The sequence below is a fragment of the Chryseobacterium sp. AC405b genome, from assembly GCF_979258685.1.
In genome coordinates this window covers 3186116-3203055 of sequence record NZ_OZ409877.1, presented here as the reverse complement: position 1 = coordinate 3203055, position 16940 = coordinate 3186116, and the positions used below count along the sequence as shown (strand labels likewise).

General features: G+C 35.6%; 16 protein-coding genes and 1 pseudogene. 9 read left to right on the top strand and 8 right to left on the bottom strand.

Annotated elements, in window-relative coordinates; all coding sequences use genetic code 11:
* Nucleotides 1-2: 2 nt before the first annotated feature.
* Nucleotides 3-906, bottom strand: a pseudogene (locus tag ACZZZA_RS15325) (ABC transporter ATP-binding protein).
* A 191-nt stretch (nucleotides 907-1097) separates the two neighbouring features.
* Between ACZZZA_RS15325 and ACZZZA_RS15320 the strand changes: the two are divergent.
* The 4 genes from ACZZZA_RS15320 (at nucleotide 1098) to ACZZZA_RS15305 (ending at nucleotide 4480) form a co-directional block, all read left to right on the top strand.
* Nucleotides 1098-1658, top strand: a complete 561-nt coding sequence (locus ACZZZA_RS15320) for a hypothetical protein (RefSeq protein ID WP_463433205.1) — start codon at nucleotides 1098-1100, stop codon at nucleotides 1656-1658.
* Complete coding sequence (locus ACZZZA_RS15315; RefSeq protein WP_463433799.1) at nucleotides 1568-2449, top strand: AAA family ATPase; 882 nt, start codon at nucleotides 1568-1570, stop codon at nucleotides 2447-2449. Before ACZZZA_RS15320 ends, ACZZZA_RS15315 begins: the two co-directional genes overlap by 91 nt.
* A 114-nt stretch (nucleotides 2450-2563) precedes the next feature.
* On the top strand, nucleotides 2564-3676 hold the full coding sequence (gene prfB, locus ACZZZA_RS15310) for a peptide chain release factor 2 (RefSeq protein ID WP_463433203.1): 1113 nt from the start codon (nucleotides 2564-2566) through the stop codon (nucleotides 3674-3676).
* An 87-nt stretch (nucleotides 3677-3763) separates the two neighbouring features.
* Complete coding sequence (locus ACZZZA_RS15305) at nucleotides 3764-4480, top strand: DedA family protein (protein ID WP_463433201.1); 717 nt, start codon at nucleotides 3764-3766, stop codon at nucleotides 4478-4480.
* Nucleotides 4481-4521: 41 nt separating this feature from the next.
* Here the strand turns inward: ACZZZA_RS15305 and ACZZZA_RS15300 are convergent, their stop codons facing one another.
* A complete protein-coding gene (locus ACZZZA_RS15300; RefSeq protein ID WP_463433199.1) occupies nucleotides 4522-5382 on the bottom strand; it encodes an alpha/beta hydrolase in 861 nt (286 codons plus the stop codon).
* Nucleotides 5383-5551: 169 nt separating this feature from the next.
* On the opposite strand from ACZZZA_RS15300, the gene ACZZZA_RS15295 reads away from it, so the two are divergent.
* Complete coding sequence (locus ACZZZA_RS15295; protein WP_463433197.1) at nucleotides 5552-6457, top strand: DUF808 family protein; 906 nt, start codon at nucleotides 5552-5554, stop codon at nucleotides 6455-6457.
* A gap of 115 nt (nucleotides 6458-6572) precedes the next feature.
* Nucleotides 6573-7490 (top strand): acyltransferase family protein, encoded by a 918-nt coding sequence (locus tag ACZZZA_RS15290; protein ID WP_463433195.1) that lies wholly within the window; start codon nucleotides 6573-6575, stop codon nucleotides 7488-7490.
* 105 nt (nucleotides 7491-7595) lie between these two features.
* Here ACZZZA_RS15290 and ACZZZA_RS15285 read toward each other — a convergent pair whose 3' ends face one another.
* From ACZZZA_RS15285 to proS, 6 genes are all read right to left on the bottom strand, one after another.
* A complete protein-coding gene (locus ACZZZA_RS15285) occupies nucleotides 7596-7946 on the bottom strand; it encodes a prevent-host-death protein (protein ID WP_463433193.1) in 351 nt (116 codons plus the stop codon).
* A gap of 94 nt (nucleotides 7947-8040) precedes the next feature.
* Nucleotides 8041-9156, bottom strand: coding sequence for a molecular chaperone DnaJ (gene dnaJ / locus ACZZZA_RS15280; RefSeq protein WP_463433191.1), 1116 nt, complete (start codon nucleotides 9154-9156; stop codon nucleotides 8041-8043).
* 65 nt (nucleotides 9157-9221) lie between these two features.
* Nucleotides 9222-9758: a nucleotide exchange factor GrpE gene (locus tag ACZZZA_RS15275; RefSeq protein WP_463433190.1), complete on the bottom strand. Its 537-nt coding sequence runs from the start codon at nucleotides 9756-9758 to the stop codon at nucleotides 9222-9224.
* 104 nt (nucleotides 9759-9862) lie between these two features.
* The gene (locus tag ACZZZA_RS15270) at nucleotides 9863-11197 is read right to left on the bottom strand and encodes an Nramp family divalent metal transporter (protein WP_463433188.1); all 1335 of its coding nucleotides are present in this window, start codon (nucleotides 11195-11197) and stop codon (nucleotides 9863-9865) included.
* Nucleotides 11198-11308: 111 nt separating this feature from the next.
* Nucleotides 11309-12637 carry an OmpA family protein gene (locus ACZZZA_RS15265; RefSeq protein ID WP_463433186.1) on the bottom strand — a complete coding sequence of 443 codons (1329 nt, stop codon included), beginning with the start codon at nucleotides 12635-12637 and terminating at the stop codon, nucleotides 11309-11311.
* Between the two features lie 124 nt (nucleotides 12638-12761).
* Nucleotides 12762-14237, bottom strand: a complete 1476-nt coding sequence (gene proS, locus ACZZZA_RS15260; protein ID WP_463433184.1) for a proline--tRNA ligase — start codon at nucleotides 14235-14237, stop codon at nucleotides 12762-12764.
* A gap of 146 nt (nucleotides 14238-14383) precedes the next feature.
* Here proS and ACZZZA_RS15255 point away from each other — a divergent pair, with 146 nt between their 5' ends.
* The 3 genes from ACZZZA_RS15255 to ACZZZA_RS15245 all read left to right on the top strand — a co-directional run bounded on the left by ACZZZA_RS15255 (nucleotide 14384) and on the right by ACZZZA_RS15245 (nucleotide 16902).
* The gene (locus tag ACZZZA_RS15255) at nucleotides 14384-15442 is read left to right on the top strand and encodes a prolyl-tRNA synthetase (protein ID WP_463433182.1); all 1059 of its coding nucleotides are present in this window, start codon (nucleotides 14384-14386) and stop codon (nucleotides 15440-15442) included.
* Between the two features lie 53 nt (nucleotides 15443-15495).
* Nucleotides 15496-16266, top strand: coding sequence for a hypothetical protein (locus tag ACZZZA_RS15250; RefSeq protein WP_463433180.1), 771 nt, complete (start codon nucleotides 15496-15498; stop codon nucleotides 16264-16266).
* 90 nt (nucleotides 16267-16356) lie between these two features.
* On the top strand, nucleotides 16357-16902 hold the full coding sequence (locus ACZZZA_RS15245; RefSeq protein WP_463433178.1) for a hypothetical protein: 546 nt from the start codon (nucleotides 16357-16359) through the stop codon (nucleotides 16900-16902).
* Nucleotides 16903-16940 lie beyond the last annotated feature (38 nt).

Below are 16940 nucleotides of genomic sequence, written 5' to 3'. Positions count from 1 at the left end.
GATTAGTTGGTGTTTTTTACAAGTTCAAGGAATTGATTTTCAAGCGATTGTTTTCTTTTTGCAAGATGAGATAAGAAAATGCCTTTTTCTGATAATTTCTGATTTAGAGCAGACGCAGAGACAGATACATCTTCAAGTATCTGTGCTTTGATAACATCGCCGTCAATATTGATAGAACCGAACCATTGAAGTTCTTCCAGAACAGTCATCAATGCGGTGTTATTATCAGCTTTCAATTCAAAATATCCTTTGTTATTCGTTATTTCGTTCACTCTTCCGGAGTAGATCGCATTTCCTTCTTTCAAAACGATTACGTGGCTGCATATTTTTTCAATCTCATCCAAAAGGTGACTCGCAATGATGATGGTGATTCCCTGTTTTGCGATACTCCCGATAATCTCTCTGATCTGAATGATTCCTTCAGGATCTAAACCATTTGTAGGCTCGTCTAAAATCAAGACTTCCGGATTATTCAGCAAAGCAGAAGCAATTGCCAAACGTTGTTTCATACCCAAAGAATAGGTCTTAAAAGCGTCTTTTTTTCTATCTAAAAGTTTTACGGTTTGCAATACTTCATCAATTCTTGAGAACGGTGTTCCTTTTATTTCTGCAACGATTTTAAGATTGGTTTCGGCATTTAAATAAGGATAAAAATTCGGCTGTTCAATGATGGCACCTATTCTTTTCAGTGTTTCAGGATCAGTTCCTTTTTTGCCAAACCAAAACCAGTCGCCACTTGTAGGGTTAATGGTTGAAAGCAGCATTCCGAAAGTAGTTGATTTTCCGCTTCCGTTGGGACCGAGAAAGTCCATATACATTGCCTCTTTCTACGTCAAAGGAAATATTGTTGACAACAACTCTCTTGAATTTTTTAGTCAGATTTTTGACCGATAAAACTTTTTCCATGTTTTTAATTCTATATGCAATAGGTTTCTCTTTTTCGTAAAATGTTACAATGAAGTTCAAATATTATTAGAAAGTTAATACGTTAATAAGTTTATTGATAAGAACTAAATTTTTATCCAACATCAAACGACAAAGAACGAGTAACCATTAATCTATCATATTTTTTATTACATTTGATTCAAAGATGATTTATGAAGTTAATAGAACTGGCAAAGGAATTGAATGTTTCCGCAGAGGCTATCAAGCAGTTTATTCAGGATTTTGATCTGGATCTTATTGATTGTATCACCACTCAATTTGAAGTGAAACAAGATTTTGAAAAGTTTGCCCGGGAAAATGTGGATTTTTTGAAACAATATGAGAAAGATTTAGACGAAAATAAAACTATCGAACAGATAGCCGAAACCATCAATCAGCCGAAAGAAAAAATTGAAAAGGCAATTGAGGAAGATCAATCCAATATTTTTGATAACGGATTTTTCCGTTCTTCGGTTTCAAGTTATGGCATTGACAATAAGCTAGGAGGCAATTATCAATTTGTCTATAATTATTTTGGAAATAAAACCAGGCTGCAACAGCGAGATTTTATAGGTTACAGAGATTTGTTTTTTTATATTTCTAGCATTTTGGAACCGTTTTTAAATCCTCAACAGATCAGAGACTGGGGTATCAACAAACCTGTTGGAATCATTTTATATCGTGTCCTCCGGGAAGCGGTAAGATTTTTTGGGCAAACAAAATTGCGGAAATAATTAGTTATCAATTTAAAGAAGTCAAGAAACATTATCTGGGAACCTCTTTTGTAGATGGAAATCAGACCAACTTTAATGATTTTCTTTTAAAAATGATGAAAGAAGAAAAAGTTTTGCTTTTTTTGGAAGATTTTGATGAAATTATGATGGCGAGAAGTGCTGAGACAAATGTTGCGACCTGCAATCTAGAATCTCAGGAAGTTATTCTTCATTATATATCAAAATTTGAAAGCGAGGATGTTTTAATGGTTGGTTCAGCCAATTCAGTCGCCGATATTGATGAAGAAATTCTGGCACCCGGAAGATTTGATGTCGTAATACCTGTTTTTCCTCCCAATGCGGCGGAGCGGTCGGAAATCATTCTCTATTCAATGACCAGAAATCTAGATAAAGATTCTTTGCTTTTCAGGATTCTTAAAAACAACAAAGCTGATAAAATTCCTTTCTGGAGCGGAATTGCTTCTAAAATGAAAGTTTTTAGCAATACCATGCTAATTGATTTTACCCAAAGTTTAAAAAAACGGATTAAAAACCGTTATGACAAAACTAAAAACGAAAAACTCATCATTGATGAAACACTTTTAAACGGCGCTTTACGGGATGCCGGAGCAAAACTGACTGAAGAATATCTCAACCAGATTGCCCAGTTTTTAAGTGATGTGATCGTTAATAATTTAGATGATTTCCAGATGAGAATTCATGCTTTAAAAACCGAATTAGAATCTTACAAAGCTGTGGAAATACCAAGAAGAGAAATAGGTTTTCAGCATAATGATGAAGATAAGGTATAAGTGAAATAGATTGAGCGTTGGAGTATTGAAGAAATTACAGCTTTAAATATTACCCATTTCAAAATACCTTTACTCATGATTTATCCGTAAATTTACACCTCAAATTTTATAGTTTTGATTAACAACGACCAGATAAAAGAAACCCAATCCAGGATTCAGGATTTATATAAATTTTTGCAAATCGAGAAAAAGAAAATTGAGATTGCAAACGATGAAGAAAAAACACTTGCTCCGGAATTTTGGGACAATCCCAAAGAAGCAGAAATTTTCATGAAGCAAATGCGCTCCAAGAAAAAGTGGGTGAATGATTATGAGGAAATTTTTACAAGATTTGAAGATATTCAGGTCTTAATGGAATTTGCTAAAGAAGATCCGGATTCTGAAAAAGAATTAGACGAATCTTTTCCGGCTCTTGTAGAAAAAATTGAAGATCTGGAGTTTAAAAATATGTTGTCTAATGAGGGCGACGAACTTTCTGCTGTCTTACAAATCACAGCAGGAGCAGGAGGAACCGAATCTTGCGATTGGGCTGCAATGCTCATGAGAATGTATACGATGTGGGCAGAAAAGCAAGGTTATAAACTACGGGAACTGAATTTTCAGGAAGGTGAAGTTGCAGGTGTAAAAACGGTAACTCTGGAAATAGACGGCGAATTTGCCTTCGGATATTTGCGTGGGGAAAATGGTGTTCATCGTTTGGTAAGAATATCTCCGTTTGATTCTAATGCGAAAAGGCATACGAGTTTTGTTTCGGTTTATGTATATCCTTTGGTTGATGATACGATTGAAATCAATATCAATCCTGCCGATATTTCCTTTGAAACCATGCGTTCGAGTGGGGCAGGAGGGCAGAACGTCAACAAAGTGGAAACAGCTGTTCGTCTTCGTCACGCATCTTCCGGAATTATTATTGAAAATTCTGAAAGCCGTTCTCAGCTACAAAATAAAGAAAAAGCAATGCAGCTTTTGAAATCCCGTTTGTATGAAATGGAATTGGCAGAAAGAATGAAAGCCCGAAACGAAATTGAAGCCGGAAAGATGAAAATCGAATGGGGAAGTCAGATAAGAAATTACGTGATGCACCCATACAAATTGGTAAAAGATGTACGTTCCGGACACGAAACTTCTGATGTAGACGGTGTAATGAACGGAAATTTAACCCCATTTCTTAAAGCCTTCTTAATGGCAGACGGAACTTCGGTTTCTGATGATGACCTCGACCTATAAAATATCATGTTTGAATTTTCGTTAAAATATGCTAATATATTTTCAGCATAATTTTATTAAGCTTATTTTTGTTCATCATCATTACTTATGGAAGATTACAATAGCTGGAGAGATTTACTAAACCCCGAATTCTATATCAATATGGGTGGGTTTTGGGTTATATTGTTTATCATTTTTGCCGAAACAGGTTTGTTTGTAGGGTTTTTTCTTCCGGGAGATTCTTTGCTTTTTGTTTCTGGTATTTATGCGGTAGATATTATTTCTCAGACTTTTGGGTCTACAGGAAGTGATTTTTTAGACACTACTCTTTTGGCAAGTGCTGTGGCGATTGCTGCTATTGTAGGTAACCAGGTAGGATATTGGTTTGGCAGCAAAACAGGACCTGCTCTTTATAAAAAACAGGATACTTTTCTTTTCAAGAAAAAATATTTATACCAAGCTCATGATTTTTTTGAAAAAAATGGTGCATTAGCTGTAATTATGGCAAGATTTTTACCTGTGGTAAGAACGTTTATGCCAATTGTAGCCGGTATCGTGAAGATGGATAAAAAGGCATTTCTACGAGATAATATCATTGGTGGTATACTCTGGTCTTTCAGTTTGATCTTTGCAGGGCATTATTTAGATAAGTTGTTCATGGATCAATTTGGGATTAATCTGAAAGAAAAGCTTGAATTCATCATCATCATTATTGTTCTGGTAACTACAGTTCCTGTCATCCTTAAATTTGTCCTTGGAGCTCCAAAAGAAAACCCGAAATTGGAGGATGAGGTTTTAGATGATTTGATCGACAAAGAAAAATAACTAACTTTAAATAAATTATATAACCTGCTTTCTTGAGCAGGTTATTTTTTGATCCAGTCGAGAATGTTTGGGTAAATGATGCTGTCTCTTTTCTTCTTATTAAAAAATCTCGGAGCGTGACCTGTTTTATCCATAAAAACAAATTTGTGCGGAACATTCAACGCAGTTAATGCTGAATCTAATGCTAAACCCTGCTTCTGATTAACCAGAAAATCCTGATTCCCCTGAAATAATAGGGTCGGAACATTCGTGATGTTTGCAATAGGGCTGGCTTTTTTAAATTCTTCAGATAAATTCTTTCGGTCAAATTGTATTCCTACCATTTTCTGAACGGTTCCCGATGTATATTTTGAATAGAATGAATGTAAATATTCCTGAGAATAAAAATCTGTAGGTTCACTTAGGGAGATGATTTTTTTTATTTTGTCTGAATTCTGATAACCGTAAAGCAATGCCAAATGTCCGCCTGCGCTTTCGCCCAAAAGAATATAATTATTGGGAAAAAGTTCTGCTTTTTCAGATAAAGAATTGAACTTTTCAATTGCTAAACTGATGTCTTCAAGCTGCTCTCTGTAAGTTAAATGTTTTGAAACCAAACGGTAATTCATATTAACGCTCGGAATATTGTTTTCAAAAAGCATTTTCTGAATTTTAATCATGTGCTCTTTTCTGCCGTATTTCCAGGCACCGCCATGGAGAATTACAACGACAGGAGAATTAGCAGCATAATCTGCAGGAAGGAAAATATCCATTTTCTGGCGTTTGTGTTCTCCGTAATTTAAATTGTAAATTTTTTGTTCTTTATTTCCCACCCAAACCCGAAATTTAGAATTACAAGAATTGAATACAAAGCCTATCAATCCTAAAACAAAGAAATGGTAATTGAGAATCAGCTTTTTCATAGAGTAAAGGTAAGAAGAAAATAGTTTCTCTCTAAATGAATGCAAAATTTAATAACCTTTCAGCATTTGAAACGCCGGATGATTAAGAACTGTTCAAAAACTATCTTCAAAATCAAATTAAATCTATATTTTTGCAGGACTTAGCATTAATTAAAAATATTAAAACAATATGGCTTCTGGTTTTTTTGCGATTTTAGATGATATCGCTGCTTTGATGGATGATGTTGCGGTTACGAGTAAAATTGCGACTCAGAAAACAGCAGGTATTTTGGGTGATGACTTAGCGGTAAACGCAGAAAAAGCGACTGGTTTTCTTTCATCAAGAGAAATTCCTGTATTAATGAAAATAATGAAAGGGTCATTCATCAATAAGCTGATTATTGTACCTTTTGTTTTCCTCCTAGAATGGCTGTATTCGCCTGCGATAAAAATTATCCTGATTATTGGTGGATTTTATCTGGCTTATGAAGGGGTCGAGAAAATTGTAGAATTTTTATTTCACAGAGAAAAAAAGGGACATGAAGTAATTGAAGAAGCAGACGATGTGATTCAGAATGGTGAAGAAGCTGAGAAAGTTAAAGTAAAATCGGCCGTAACCACTGATTTTATTTTATCCCTTGAAATTGTAATTATCTCATTGGCTGCAGCAAAAGATGGCTACGAAGCTTTAAAATCACAGTTTAATCCGTTGCTTGTAGAAATTGTTACCGTTTCGGTAGTCTCGATAATTGCTACCGTAGGAGTTTACGGAATTGTAGCATTAATTGTAAGAATGGATGATGCAGGCTTCAAGTTAATTAAGAAAAGCAATGATAAAGGTTTCTTTGCTAAATTGGGACATCTACTTGTAAAAGCTCTTCCTTTTGTAATAAAAGCTCTGGGAGTGATCGGTACAATTGCTTTGATTTTGGTAGCAGGCGGAATTTTTGATCACAACATTGATTATCTTCATCACTCACTTCCAACATGGAACGAAACGTTGAAACAAATTATTTTCGGTATAGTTGGAGGATTAGTTGCTTTGTTTTTGATTACCGGCGGAAAGAAAGTATATTCATTAGCTAAAAAAAAATAATTGGTATATCTTAATAGAAAATCCTGCTTTGAATGATCACGGCAGGATTTTTAATGCAAAGTTTTATTTATTTTGCGAAAATTGAATGTTTAGTTCTTATTGTTACTGACTAATTATGGGTAGAAATTTGTCAATTGATGTTTTAAAAATTGTACTGGCATTTTTTGTCGTGTTCCTGCACATGAATTTTTTGAAAGATTCTTATCCAACTTTAAGTTACGTCTTGGTCAACGGATTGTTCAGAATCGCAGTTCCCGTTTTTTTAATTATTACAGGATTTTATTTCTTTCACATTGACAACAAAAAAAAGCTGAAAAAATGGCTTTTCAGAACGTTTTTGCTTTATGCAATCTGGATGCTTATTTATGTGTCGTATTGGAAGGATAACGAACCGATTTTCCTGACTGTTCTATTTGGTTATCATCATTTATGGTATTTAATCGGAACTTTTTTTTCAGGCTTTATTCTTTATTTTTTAAGAAATCAAAGTTCTACACTATTGATTGTACTGACTCTTTTTTTATTTTTGACAGGTTATATCATTCAGGTTTTGGGAAATTTGCATTATTTTCAACAAAATCATGATATCATTTTGAATGATTATCTGCTTTACCGAAATTTCCTTTTCGTATGTTTTCCATTTTTAACGATGGGCTTTTTGATTAACAAGCACGAAATTGATATCTCAAAATATAAAAAGCCATTTCTATGGATGATTTTGTCTGTTTTGTGTGTTATTGCAGAAGCGATTTTTAATTATCACACAATCAGTTCAGAAAGCACAGACATCTTATTTTCTTTGATTTTTGCCTGTCCGCTGGTGTTTTTATACTGCCAGAAAATATACATCAAAACTACTTCAAAAATTTTGGCAAGTCTATCCACAGCAATATATGTTGTTCATCCGCTGATTATGAAGTCAACCTTTTACAAGGAAATTCAATCTTTTCAGATTTTGATTTTTCTGGCAATTTTAATTCCTTTAAGTTTTGCTTTGGTTTACCTCAATAAGAAATTCAAATATTTGCTTTAAACTTTAATTTTCAGCATTCATCTACAAAATAAAATCATCAAAAAAAACTATTAATTTGATGAATTATACTGCCCGAAAATTTGTATTCAATAAAATAGAGAGAATTTAATTTAAATCATAATTCATAATAACAAGCCTCAGAATAAAATGAACAAAATCCTGTTGTGCATCATTTCTGCTGATAAGTTTGTTTTTGTATTCGTAAGAACCCAAAACTTTCAATAAAGTTTTGTAAGTGTTATAATCTTCGTCTTTAATTCTGATTTTTACATGTCCGTCTTTTCTTTTGATAAGTTTATCATCTAAAGTTCTGACTTTGAATAAAACGTCGCAAGATTTAGGAACAAGACCGTAGTATCTTTCTACAATATTTACTTTGAAAGCATCAAAGACTATCGTGTTAAAAACAAGATTGGCTTTAGAATCTGGTGTGCGAAGGTGAAGTTGATAGTTCATTTTGAATTGCTACCTTTTAATAAGGTATAAAATTAAATAAAAAATTGAAGCTAAAAAAGAGACTTTTTTTATAAAGCCTCTTTTATTATCTTTTTTAGTTGAATAAGTCTTTCACTTTGTCAAAGAAAGTTTTTTCTTTTCCTGAAGGTTCTGCTACCATGTCACCGCTAGACATTTGCTTTTCAAAGAAATCTCTTTGCTCTTTATTCAGTGTCTGAGGAGTCCATACATTGATATGGATAAACATATCACCTTTACCGTAGCTGTCGATACTTGGCAAACCTTTTCCGGCTAATCTTAAAATTTTTCCGGATTGAGTTCCTGCATCAACGGTAATTTTTACTTTTCCGCCAACGGTTGGAATTTCTTTTTTTGTTCCCAGAGCTGCTTCTGCAAAAGAAATATACAATTCCTGATGAAGATTGTCTCCTTCTCTTTTGATAGTCTGATCTACTTCTTCTTCTACAATTACAAGTAGGTCTCCGGGAATTCCACCAAACGGCGCATCATTTCCTTTGCCTCTCACATTCAGCTGGATGCCGTCTCTCGCTCCTGCAGGAATGTTGATTGAGATTTCCTCTTCATCTTTTATTAAACCTTGTGCGTTTGCACCTGTAGGAATTTTATCGGCAACTTTCCCGATTCCCTGACAGGTTCCACAAGTAGTTTGTGTCTGCATCTGTCCGAACATTGTGTTCATCACTTTCATCTGAACTCCGGCTCCGTTACAGGTAGGGCAGGTTTTTGAAGTGGCACCTTCTGCCATCTTCATTTTTTTTACTTTAAGAGTTTTTTGAGTTCCGTTTACCATTTCTTCAAGATTCAGCTTGATTCTGATTCTTAAATTAGAACCTTTCACCTGCTGACGACCGCCACCACCGCTAAATCCTCCAAAACCACCTCCGAAAATATCACCGAACTGGCTGAAGATGTCTTCCATATTCATTCCGCCTCCGCCGAAACCACCTCCGCCATAGCCACCACCGCCCACTCCTGCATGACCATATTGGTCGTATCTTGCACGTTTTTGGTCATCACTCAGGACTTCATAGGCTTCTGCAGCTTCTTTAAATTGATCTTCAGCTTCCTTATCTCCCGGGTTTTTATCCGGGTGATATTTGATCGCCATTTTTCTGTATGCTTTCTTTATTTCGTCGGCACTCGCAGATTTGCTGACCTCAAGAACCTCGTAATAATCTCTCTTTGACATATATTTATAAGTAATAAACAATGGGTAATGAGCAATATTAATTACTTATTACCCATTACTGATAATTAATTTCCTGTTACAACTTTTGCAAAACGAATCACTTTATCACCTAAAGTATATCCTGTTTCTATAACGTCTACAATTTTACCTTTCAAATCTTCAGAAGGAGAAGGGATCTGAGTAATTGCCTCGTGATAATCTACATTGAAACTGTCACCCGCTCTTACTTCCATTATTTTTAAACCTTTCTCGGTTAATTTACTTTTGAATTTCTGATAGATCAGCTCAATACCCTGAATGTCTGTAGCGTTTCCATTTTTACCAATTTCTTTTAAGGCTCTTTCAAAATCATCCAAAACACCCAACATAGAAACCATCATTTCCTGATTGGCATAGGTGAAGAATTCCATCTTCTCTTTTGAAGTTCTTTTTTTATAGTTTTCAAACTCAGCATACAATCTGATATAACGGTCTTTTTCTACTGCCAAAAGTTCTTCTGCAGTAGGAATTTCTGTCACATTTTCTTCTGTTGTAACTTCTTCCTGAGTGATGTTTTCTTCTTGATTATTGATATTTTCTTCGTTGATATCCTGATTTTCCATGTTTCAATAACTTTTTATAAAGCATGATTGTCAAAGATTTTGCCAAAGAAAAAAAACAGGACATTTAGGCAGGTTTGTGTAGAGAAGGTTAATTTATCATCTACCTATTCCCCGAAAAATGTTTGATATAAAAGATAGAGATTGAGAATGATAATAACAAAAGTAATCACCCAGACACAGGTTTTCAAAAAGGGCTTATTGACAAACTCACCCATTTTTGCTTTATCACTTGTAAACATCACCAGCGGAACCACTGCAAAACTCAACTGCATTGATAAAATTACCTGACTTAAAACCAAAAGATCTGTTGTTCCTTTCTCACCATATATAATGGTCACAATCAATGCAGGGATTACGGCAATTAATCTTGTAATCAGTCTTCGCAACCAGGGTTTTAATCTGATGTTTAAAAAACCTTCCATTACAATTTGCCCGGCAAGGGTTCCCGTTAATGTAGAATTTTGTCCGGATGCCAAAAGAGCAACTGCAAAAGCAATACTCGCCATCGATGCACCTAAAATAGGAGTCAGCATTTTGTACGCATCATGAATATCTGCAATATGTTCATTTCCTGTTGTATGAAAAGTTGCTGCAGCTAATATTAAAATAGCAGCATTAATGAAAAACGCTAGTAGTAATGATACTGTGCTGTCTAAAGTTGCAAATTTTATAGCCTCTTTTTTTCCTTCTTTGTCACGGGTGTAATCTCTGGTTTGTACGATGCTGCTGTGAAGATATAAGTTGTGCGGCATGACGGTGGCTCCTAAAATTCCGATACCAATGTAGAGCATTGCGGGATTGGTGATGATCTCTTTTTGAGGAATTAATCCTCCCAAAATGGCATTGATTTCAGGTTTAGAAATAATAATTTCATACCCAAAACACACTAAAATGATAAACATCAATCCTGCAACAATACTTTCTATCCAGCGGAAGCCTTTTGCCTGAAGCAATAAAATAATCAAGACATCAACAGTTGTAATCACAATTCCCCAAGTCAAAGGAATTCCAAAAAGTAAATTTAAAGCAATTGCAGAACCTATTACTTCTGCAAGATCGCAGGCAGCAATGGCAATTTCACAAAATATCCACAACATGAAATTTGTAGTAGGTTTAAAATGATCTCTGCACGCCTGTGCAAGATCTCTCTCCGCAACAATACCTAATTTTACAGACAAATGCTGTAAAACCATTGCGAAGATATTCGATATTAATATTACAGATAGTAGAGTATAACCGAATTGTGAACCGCCGGCAATATCCGTTGCCCAATTTCCGGGATCCATATAACCTACAGCGACCATCAATCCGGGTCCGGCAAATGCAAGATATTTCCTCCAAAAACTACCGTTTCTGGGGATTTTTATAGATGAGTAAACTTCTGATAATGAGTTTGAAGTTTTCTCTTTTCGCCAAGCGCTATTAAGTTTAAAATTCATAATTGTTAGAAATGACTAACAAATGTAATTAAATAAATGAAATGATGATGATATTCATATAAAAAATCCCGAAATATTATTCCGGGATTTAAATTATGTTTAAAAATAAAATTATTTTGTAAATCTTACAGCCATTTTTCTGTCAACTGCTCTTTCTTCGTTAGTTGCAGAAGCATCAACGGTTGCAAATTTACTTCCGTAACCTTCAGCTCCTAGAATCTGAGTACCAACACCAGCATTGGTTAATGCAGTTTTGATGAAGTTTGCTCTTGCAGTAGAAAGTTTTACATTGTCTGCTTCAACACCGGTTTTGTCGGTATAACCACCAATTTTGATTTTTGCATCCGGGAATGCTTTCAAAATTGCTACCAAGTTATCAATTTGACCCTGAGAACCAGCTTCTAATTCTGTAGCAGAACCTATTTTGAAGTTCACATGATCAAAACTGTACCAAGTATCTTTTAAAGCAGCATCGTCAGCTGCACTTGCATACGACCCGCTTTTCAAGAAAGTAATCATATTATCTTCCATTCCTCCTTTGTAACCTTTCAATGCTGTACCGTTCAGATCAATGTTTTCATCAACTTTTGTTGTTGTCATTGTTGTTGCAGTATCATTTTGCATTGATGATGAATCATTTACAGTATTTAAAGAATCACCGGCAACAGTGGTTGTAGTTGTTGTTTCTTTTTTCTCACACTGCTTCCATATAAAATATGCTGCAGCAATTAATAATAGCAAAGGTAAAAGCCATTTCCATATAGATCCACTGTCCGATGTAGTGGTCGCTCTGTCGGGGAAAGTTCCGCCATCTGCAACACTTTTTGTTACTTCAATTTTCTTTTCTTCGTGATGTGTTGGGTTAGGAAGCGGTGTTGTTGGTGTGGTTCTGATGGTATCATTATCGTTATCAAACTTGTAACCTTTCGCCCAGTCTCCTACATTTAAAGATGCTAAAGAAAGACCTGCAGGCAGTAATGATGAAACTATACCTTTCTGATCATTCAGTAAACTTGAAATGCCTGACTGATCAAGATTATTATCAGCTGCATATTTTCCTACAGAACCTACTGTTGCCCCAGTTACCAGATTAAGTAAAGAAGCTGACGAGTTATTGCTGATTCCTGCATAAGTTGCAATAGAATTAACCAGACCTCCTAGTTTGTCACCAAAAATTGATGTTAATAAACCTGCAACCCAAGAGTTATTGGTAATCGTTCCCATTAGATTTCCAAGCAATCCTTGAGAAGGAGCATTTGAAATCGCATCCAGAACAGCTGGATTGTCTGAATTGTTAGCCAATCCTCCAACAACTGCTGGTAATAAACCTCCGATAGCTTTTGAAATACCGGATTCACTTTCGCCCAATTGCGATGCAGCCTGTGTTACTAATGCAGAACCTAGCTGTCCTTTAATTAAATCGATGATGTTTAATGACATAATGTATTATTTGATATTAATGTATTATAAAATTAAACAAAAATCTCTCCAAACGTTGATTTTTTAAAAAAAATCTTCAAAAAATTAACTATTTTTTGAAGATTTGATAATATTATGTTAAGTATTAATAGGCTTTCGCATATAAAACACGTCTCTTAGATGGCTTTCCGGAAATCATAGAAATTCCTTCTTCAATGTCATCATCCATCGGGATACATCTGATTGTAGCCTTGGTTTCTTCTTTTATCTGCGCTTCTTCCTCATCAGTTCCGTCCCAATGTGCATAGATAAAACCTCCTTTTTCTTCTAAAACCTTTTTAAATTCTTCATACGAGTCAACTTTTGTGATGTTTTCCTTTCTGAAATTTAAGGCTTTAGTATACAGGTCATTTTGAATGGTTTTCAATAAATCTTCAATGTATGTATCTAAACCTTCCAGCGGACGGGTTTCTTTCGTAAGATTATCTCTTCTTGCAATTTCTACGGATTTATTTTCTAAATCTCTCTGTCCCATAGCAATTCTCAAAGGCACACCTTTTAATTCGTATTCGGCAAATTTCCAACCCGGTTTGTTATGGGTATCATCATCAAATTTTACGGAAATTCCTTTTGCTTTTAATTTATTCTGAATCTCTAAAGCGACTTCGCTGATTTGATTTAATTGTTCTTCACCTTTAAAGATAGGTACAATCACCACTTGAATCGGAGCAAGAGTAGGAGGTAAAACCAAACCGAAATCATCGGAATGGGTCATAATCAAAGCACCCATCAAACGGGTTGAAGTTCCCCATGATGTCGCCCAGGCATGTTCTATTTTCCCTTCTTTGTTGGTAAATTTCACATCGAATGCTTTTGCGAAATTCTGTCCCAGGAAATGAGAAGTTCCTGCCTGAAGAGCTTTTCCATCCTGCATCAGAGCTTCAATGCAATACGTATCATCGGCTCCTGCAAATCTTTCAGACGGTGTTTTTACACCCATTACAACCGGCATTGCCATGAATTTTTCTGCAAAATCTGCATACACATTATTCATTTTTTCCGCTTCTTCCAATGCTTCGTCTTTTGTAGCATGAGCAGTGTGACCTTCCTGCCATAAAAATTCTGAAGTCCTCAAAAACAAACGGGTTCGCATTTCCCAACGAACAACATTTGCCCACTGATTGATCAAAATCGGTAAATCTCTGTAAGACTGAATCCATCCTTTATATGTATTCCAGATGATTGCTTCAGAAGTTGGGCGCACAATTAATTCTTCTTCTAATTTTGCCTCCGGATCAACCATCAGTTTCCCCGGATTATCCGGATCATTTTTTAAACGGTAGTGGGTAACAATCGCACACTCTTTAGCAAAACCTTCCGCGTTTTTTTCTTCAGCTTCAAATAAACTTTTCGGAACAAAAAGCGGGAAATAAGCATTAACGTGACCTGTTTCCTTGAATCTTTTGTCCATCTCGTCACGCATCTTCTCCCAGATTGCATATCCGTAAGGTTTGATAACCATGGATCCTCTCACGCCGGAGTTTTCAGCCAAATCTGCTTTTACTACCAACTCATTATACCATTTGCTGTAATCTTCGCTTCTTGAAGTTAATTTTGCCATTAATTTTTTTTTAATATTTTAACTTTTGTATATTATTGTAATCTAAAAATAAAAATCTATTTTTGATAGTTGCTTGTTACCAATAATTTGGTATATTTTTGGTACAAGATGCAAATATAATTTAAATTAAAAATTTATCCATTATCATGAAAAGAAATATATATAAAAATTTATTTGGAATTCTAAAATCCAGAGGGGTTTTAGCAGTTGCAAGTGGTTTATTATTAATGTCTTGCGGTGCCCAGGTTGGCGGTTACAGTGAGACCGACGGAGTATATTATGATCCCAATAAAGATACTCTTCCTGAAGGGGTTATTATTAACGGAGATCAGGGAAATAGAGTAGGAGATTATTACGATTACTATCCACAATCTAGTATTGTAGAAAATTCTCAGATCAACTCTCAAGAATACGACAACAGATACAATGAATGGAGCAATGTGAATAACAATGCAACAGACTCTGACTGGGGTAATTTTGCAGGAAATGAAACCAACATCTATGACAACTCTTGGGGTTGGGGAATGGGTTGGGGTTCACCATGGGGATGGGGCTCGCCTTGGGGATGGAACGGCGGATGGGGCATGGGAATGTCATTCGGCTGGGGAAATTCTTGGGGATGGGGAGGATTTAACCCTTACTGGGGAATGGGATGGAACTCACCTTATTGGGGAATGTACAATCCTTACTGGGGCGGTGGATATGGTTTTGGAAATTGGGGTTACGGAAACGGCTACTGGGGAGGTAATTATTACAGACCAGCTTACAGAAGAAGCGGAGCGAACGGAGGAGGATTTGTAAACAGTACAAAAGGGATCAATAAATCTAATTCAAGCGGATTTAGAAACGGCAACAGTGGTTCTGGTTTCAGAAATAGCCAAGGAAATAATGGTGGTTTCAGACAAGGAAATTCAAACGGTGGTTTCCGTCAGGGAACAACCAATGGAGGTTTTAGAAATCAATCTGGTATGAGAAATCCAAATGCTCAGCAAAGACCCAATTATAATTACAGACCACAACAACAGCAGTCTCAACCAAGATACAGAAACGACAGCGGATCAAGACCAAGTGATAACGGTGGTTTCAGATCGGGAGGATATAACTCTGGCAGTAGCGGAGGCGGTTTCAGATCTGGAGGATCTTCTGGCGGTGGTGGAATGAGATCAGGCGGCGGAGGCGGCGGTTTCAGATCCGGAGGTAGATAATATTAAACTCAATAACTATTAATAAAATAATGTTAAAAAAATCTTTAGTAATAATGAGTATTTCTGCAGCATTTTTTGTGCAGGCTCAGGATATTTCAGTAATCAGAAACTCCGTGGATGTATATTCAAACACTCCAATGGTAGGATCTTCAAAGTTTAATGCGATGGTAGGTTCAAACGGAGCTTTAGGAGGTGACGCTACTTCGCTGATGACGAATCCTGCAGGTATAGGAGTTGCCATTGCAGGTGATGTTTCAGGAACGCTGTCTGTAATTAATAACAAAAATACGGCTTCATTAGCGGGTTCTTCTATTGATTACAATATCGACAAGGTTAATATAGGAAACGTCAACGGTGTCGCTACATTCCAATTGATGACAGAAACGCCTTGGAAATTTATTAATGTAGCAGCAAATATTTCGACAACTTCTATAGAAGACTATGTAGAATCACCAGGTAACTCTAATGTTTCTATTGCGAAAAATCTTGTAGATCAGGGTGGAAATAATGTTGTAGGAAATATGTCGTATTTAGGTCATGCATACAACAGATACGGAACGCAAACAAAATTTAATGTTGGGGTAGGTGCAAATTATAACAATTCATTATATTTTGGTGCAAGTCTTAATATGCATGGAGTAGATATGGAGCAGTTTGACAGCGCAGTTTTCGGATTAGACTTAGATAATTCGGTTACTACTTTCGACAAACAATTTACTCCTTATTCTGAAAATTCAAGCGGATTCTCAGGAAGTTTAGGGGTAATTGGTAAAGTAAGCAATCAATTAAGATTGGGTGCATCGATTGAGACTCCTACTTGGTGAACCATTGACAGAGCTTATAGAGACTATTATGACGGTGCAGATGGAATTTATTATGATAATTTTGTAGAAGACAGAACCTTTAGATCTCCTATGAAAGCAACCTTAAGTGGTGCATTTGTTCCAAGCAAAAACTTTGCGATAAATGTTGACTACACTTTAGGTTTGACAAAGCCAAGATATAAAGTACAAGGTTCAGCAGAAACTGAATTAAACGCTTTTTTCAATGATAACTACAAAAATTTATCTGAAGTAAAAGTTGGGGCAGAGTACAGAATCAAATCTCTGAGATTGAGAGGAGGTTATTCTTATGCATCAAGTCCTTTTGATACCACAACAATCAGTGCATTTTCTAATGCAGGTACAGTGGGCGACAGCAGCTTCAGCAATTATATTTTAGGAGACAGAAGTACAATTGGTGCAGGTATCGGATATGATTTCGGGAAGTTTTATGTTGATGCAGCTTACCAAAACGTAAGTTCAGAATACAAAAACCCGTTTTTGGCGGGATATGAATTTGATAATTACAATACAGGATATTACTCCGGAGATTTTGATGTAACCACTCCATCTTCAGTAGTATCAGATGTAAAAAATATCCGAAACAATTTCTTCCTTACAATAGGCTGGAAATTTTAATCAGATTTTTACTTAAATAAACAAAGGCTACGAATATT

Bases quoted from the DNA above. Each gene is read 5' to 3' on its own strand.
- ACZZZA_RS15320 (WP_463433205.1), top strand. From the start codon at position 1,098: ATGAAGTTAATAGAACTGGCAAAGGAATTGAATGTTTCCGCAGAGGCT.
- ACZZZA_RS15305 (WP_463433201.1), top strand. From the start codon at position 3,764: ATGGAAGATTACAATAGCTGGAGAGATTTACTAAACCCCGAATTCTAT.
- ACZZZA_RS15300 (WP_463433199.1), bottom strand. From the start codon at position 5,382: ATGAAAAAGCTGATTCTCAATTACCATTTCTTTGTTTTAGGATTGATA.
- ACZZZA_RS15295 (WP_463433197.1), top strand. From the start codon at position 5,552: ATGGCTTCTGGTTTTTTTGCGATTTTAGATGATATCGCTGCTTTGATG.
- ACZZZA_RS15290 (WP_463433195.1), top strand. From the start codon at position 6,573: ATGGGTAGAAATTTGTCAATTGATGTTTTAAAAATTGTACTGGCATTT.
- ACZZZA_RS15285 (WP_463433193.1), bottom strand. From the start codon at position 7,946: ATGAACTATCAACTTCACCTTCGCACACCAGATTCTAAAGCCAATCTT.
- dnaJ (WP_463433191.1), bottom strand. From the start codon at position 9,156: ATGTCAAAGAGAGATTATTACGAGGTTCTTGAGGTCAGCAAATCTGCG.
- ACZZZA_RS15275 (WP_463433190.1), bottom strand. From the start codon at position 9,758: ATGGAAAATCAGGATATCAACGAAGAAAATATCAATAATCAAGAAGAA.
- ACZZZA_RS15270 (WP_463433188.1), bottom strand. From the start codon at position 11,197: ATGAATTTTAAACTTAATAGCGCTTGGCGAAAAGAGAAAACTTCAAAC.
- ACZZZA_RS15265 (WP_463433186.1), bottom strand. From the start codon at position 12,637: ATGTCATTAAACATCATCGATTTAATTAAAGGACAGCTAGGTTCTGCA.
- proS (WP_463433184.1), bottom strand. From the start codon at position 14,237: ATGGCAAAATTAACTTCAAGAAGCGAAGATTACAGCAAATGGTATAAT.
- ACZZZA_RS15255 (WP_463433182.1), top strand. From the start codon at position 14,384: ATGAAAAGAAATATATATAAAAATTTATTTGGAATTCTAAAATCCAGA.
- ACZZZA_RS15250 (WP_463433180.1), top strand. From the start codon at position 15,496: ATGAGTATTTCTGCAGCATTTTTTGTGCAGGCTCAGGATATTTCAGTA.
- ACZZZA_RS15245 (WP_463433178.1), top strand. From the start codon at position 16,357: ATGAAAGCAACCTTAAGTGGTGCATTTGTTCCAAGCAAAAACTTTGCG.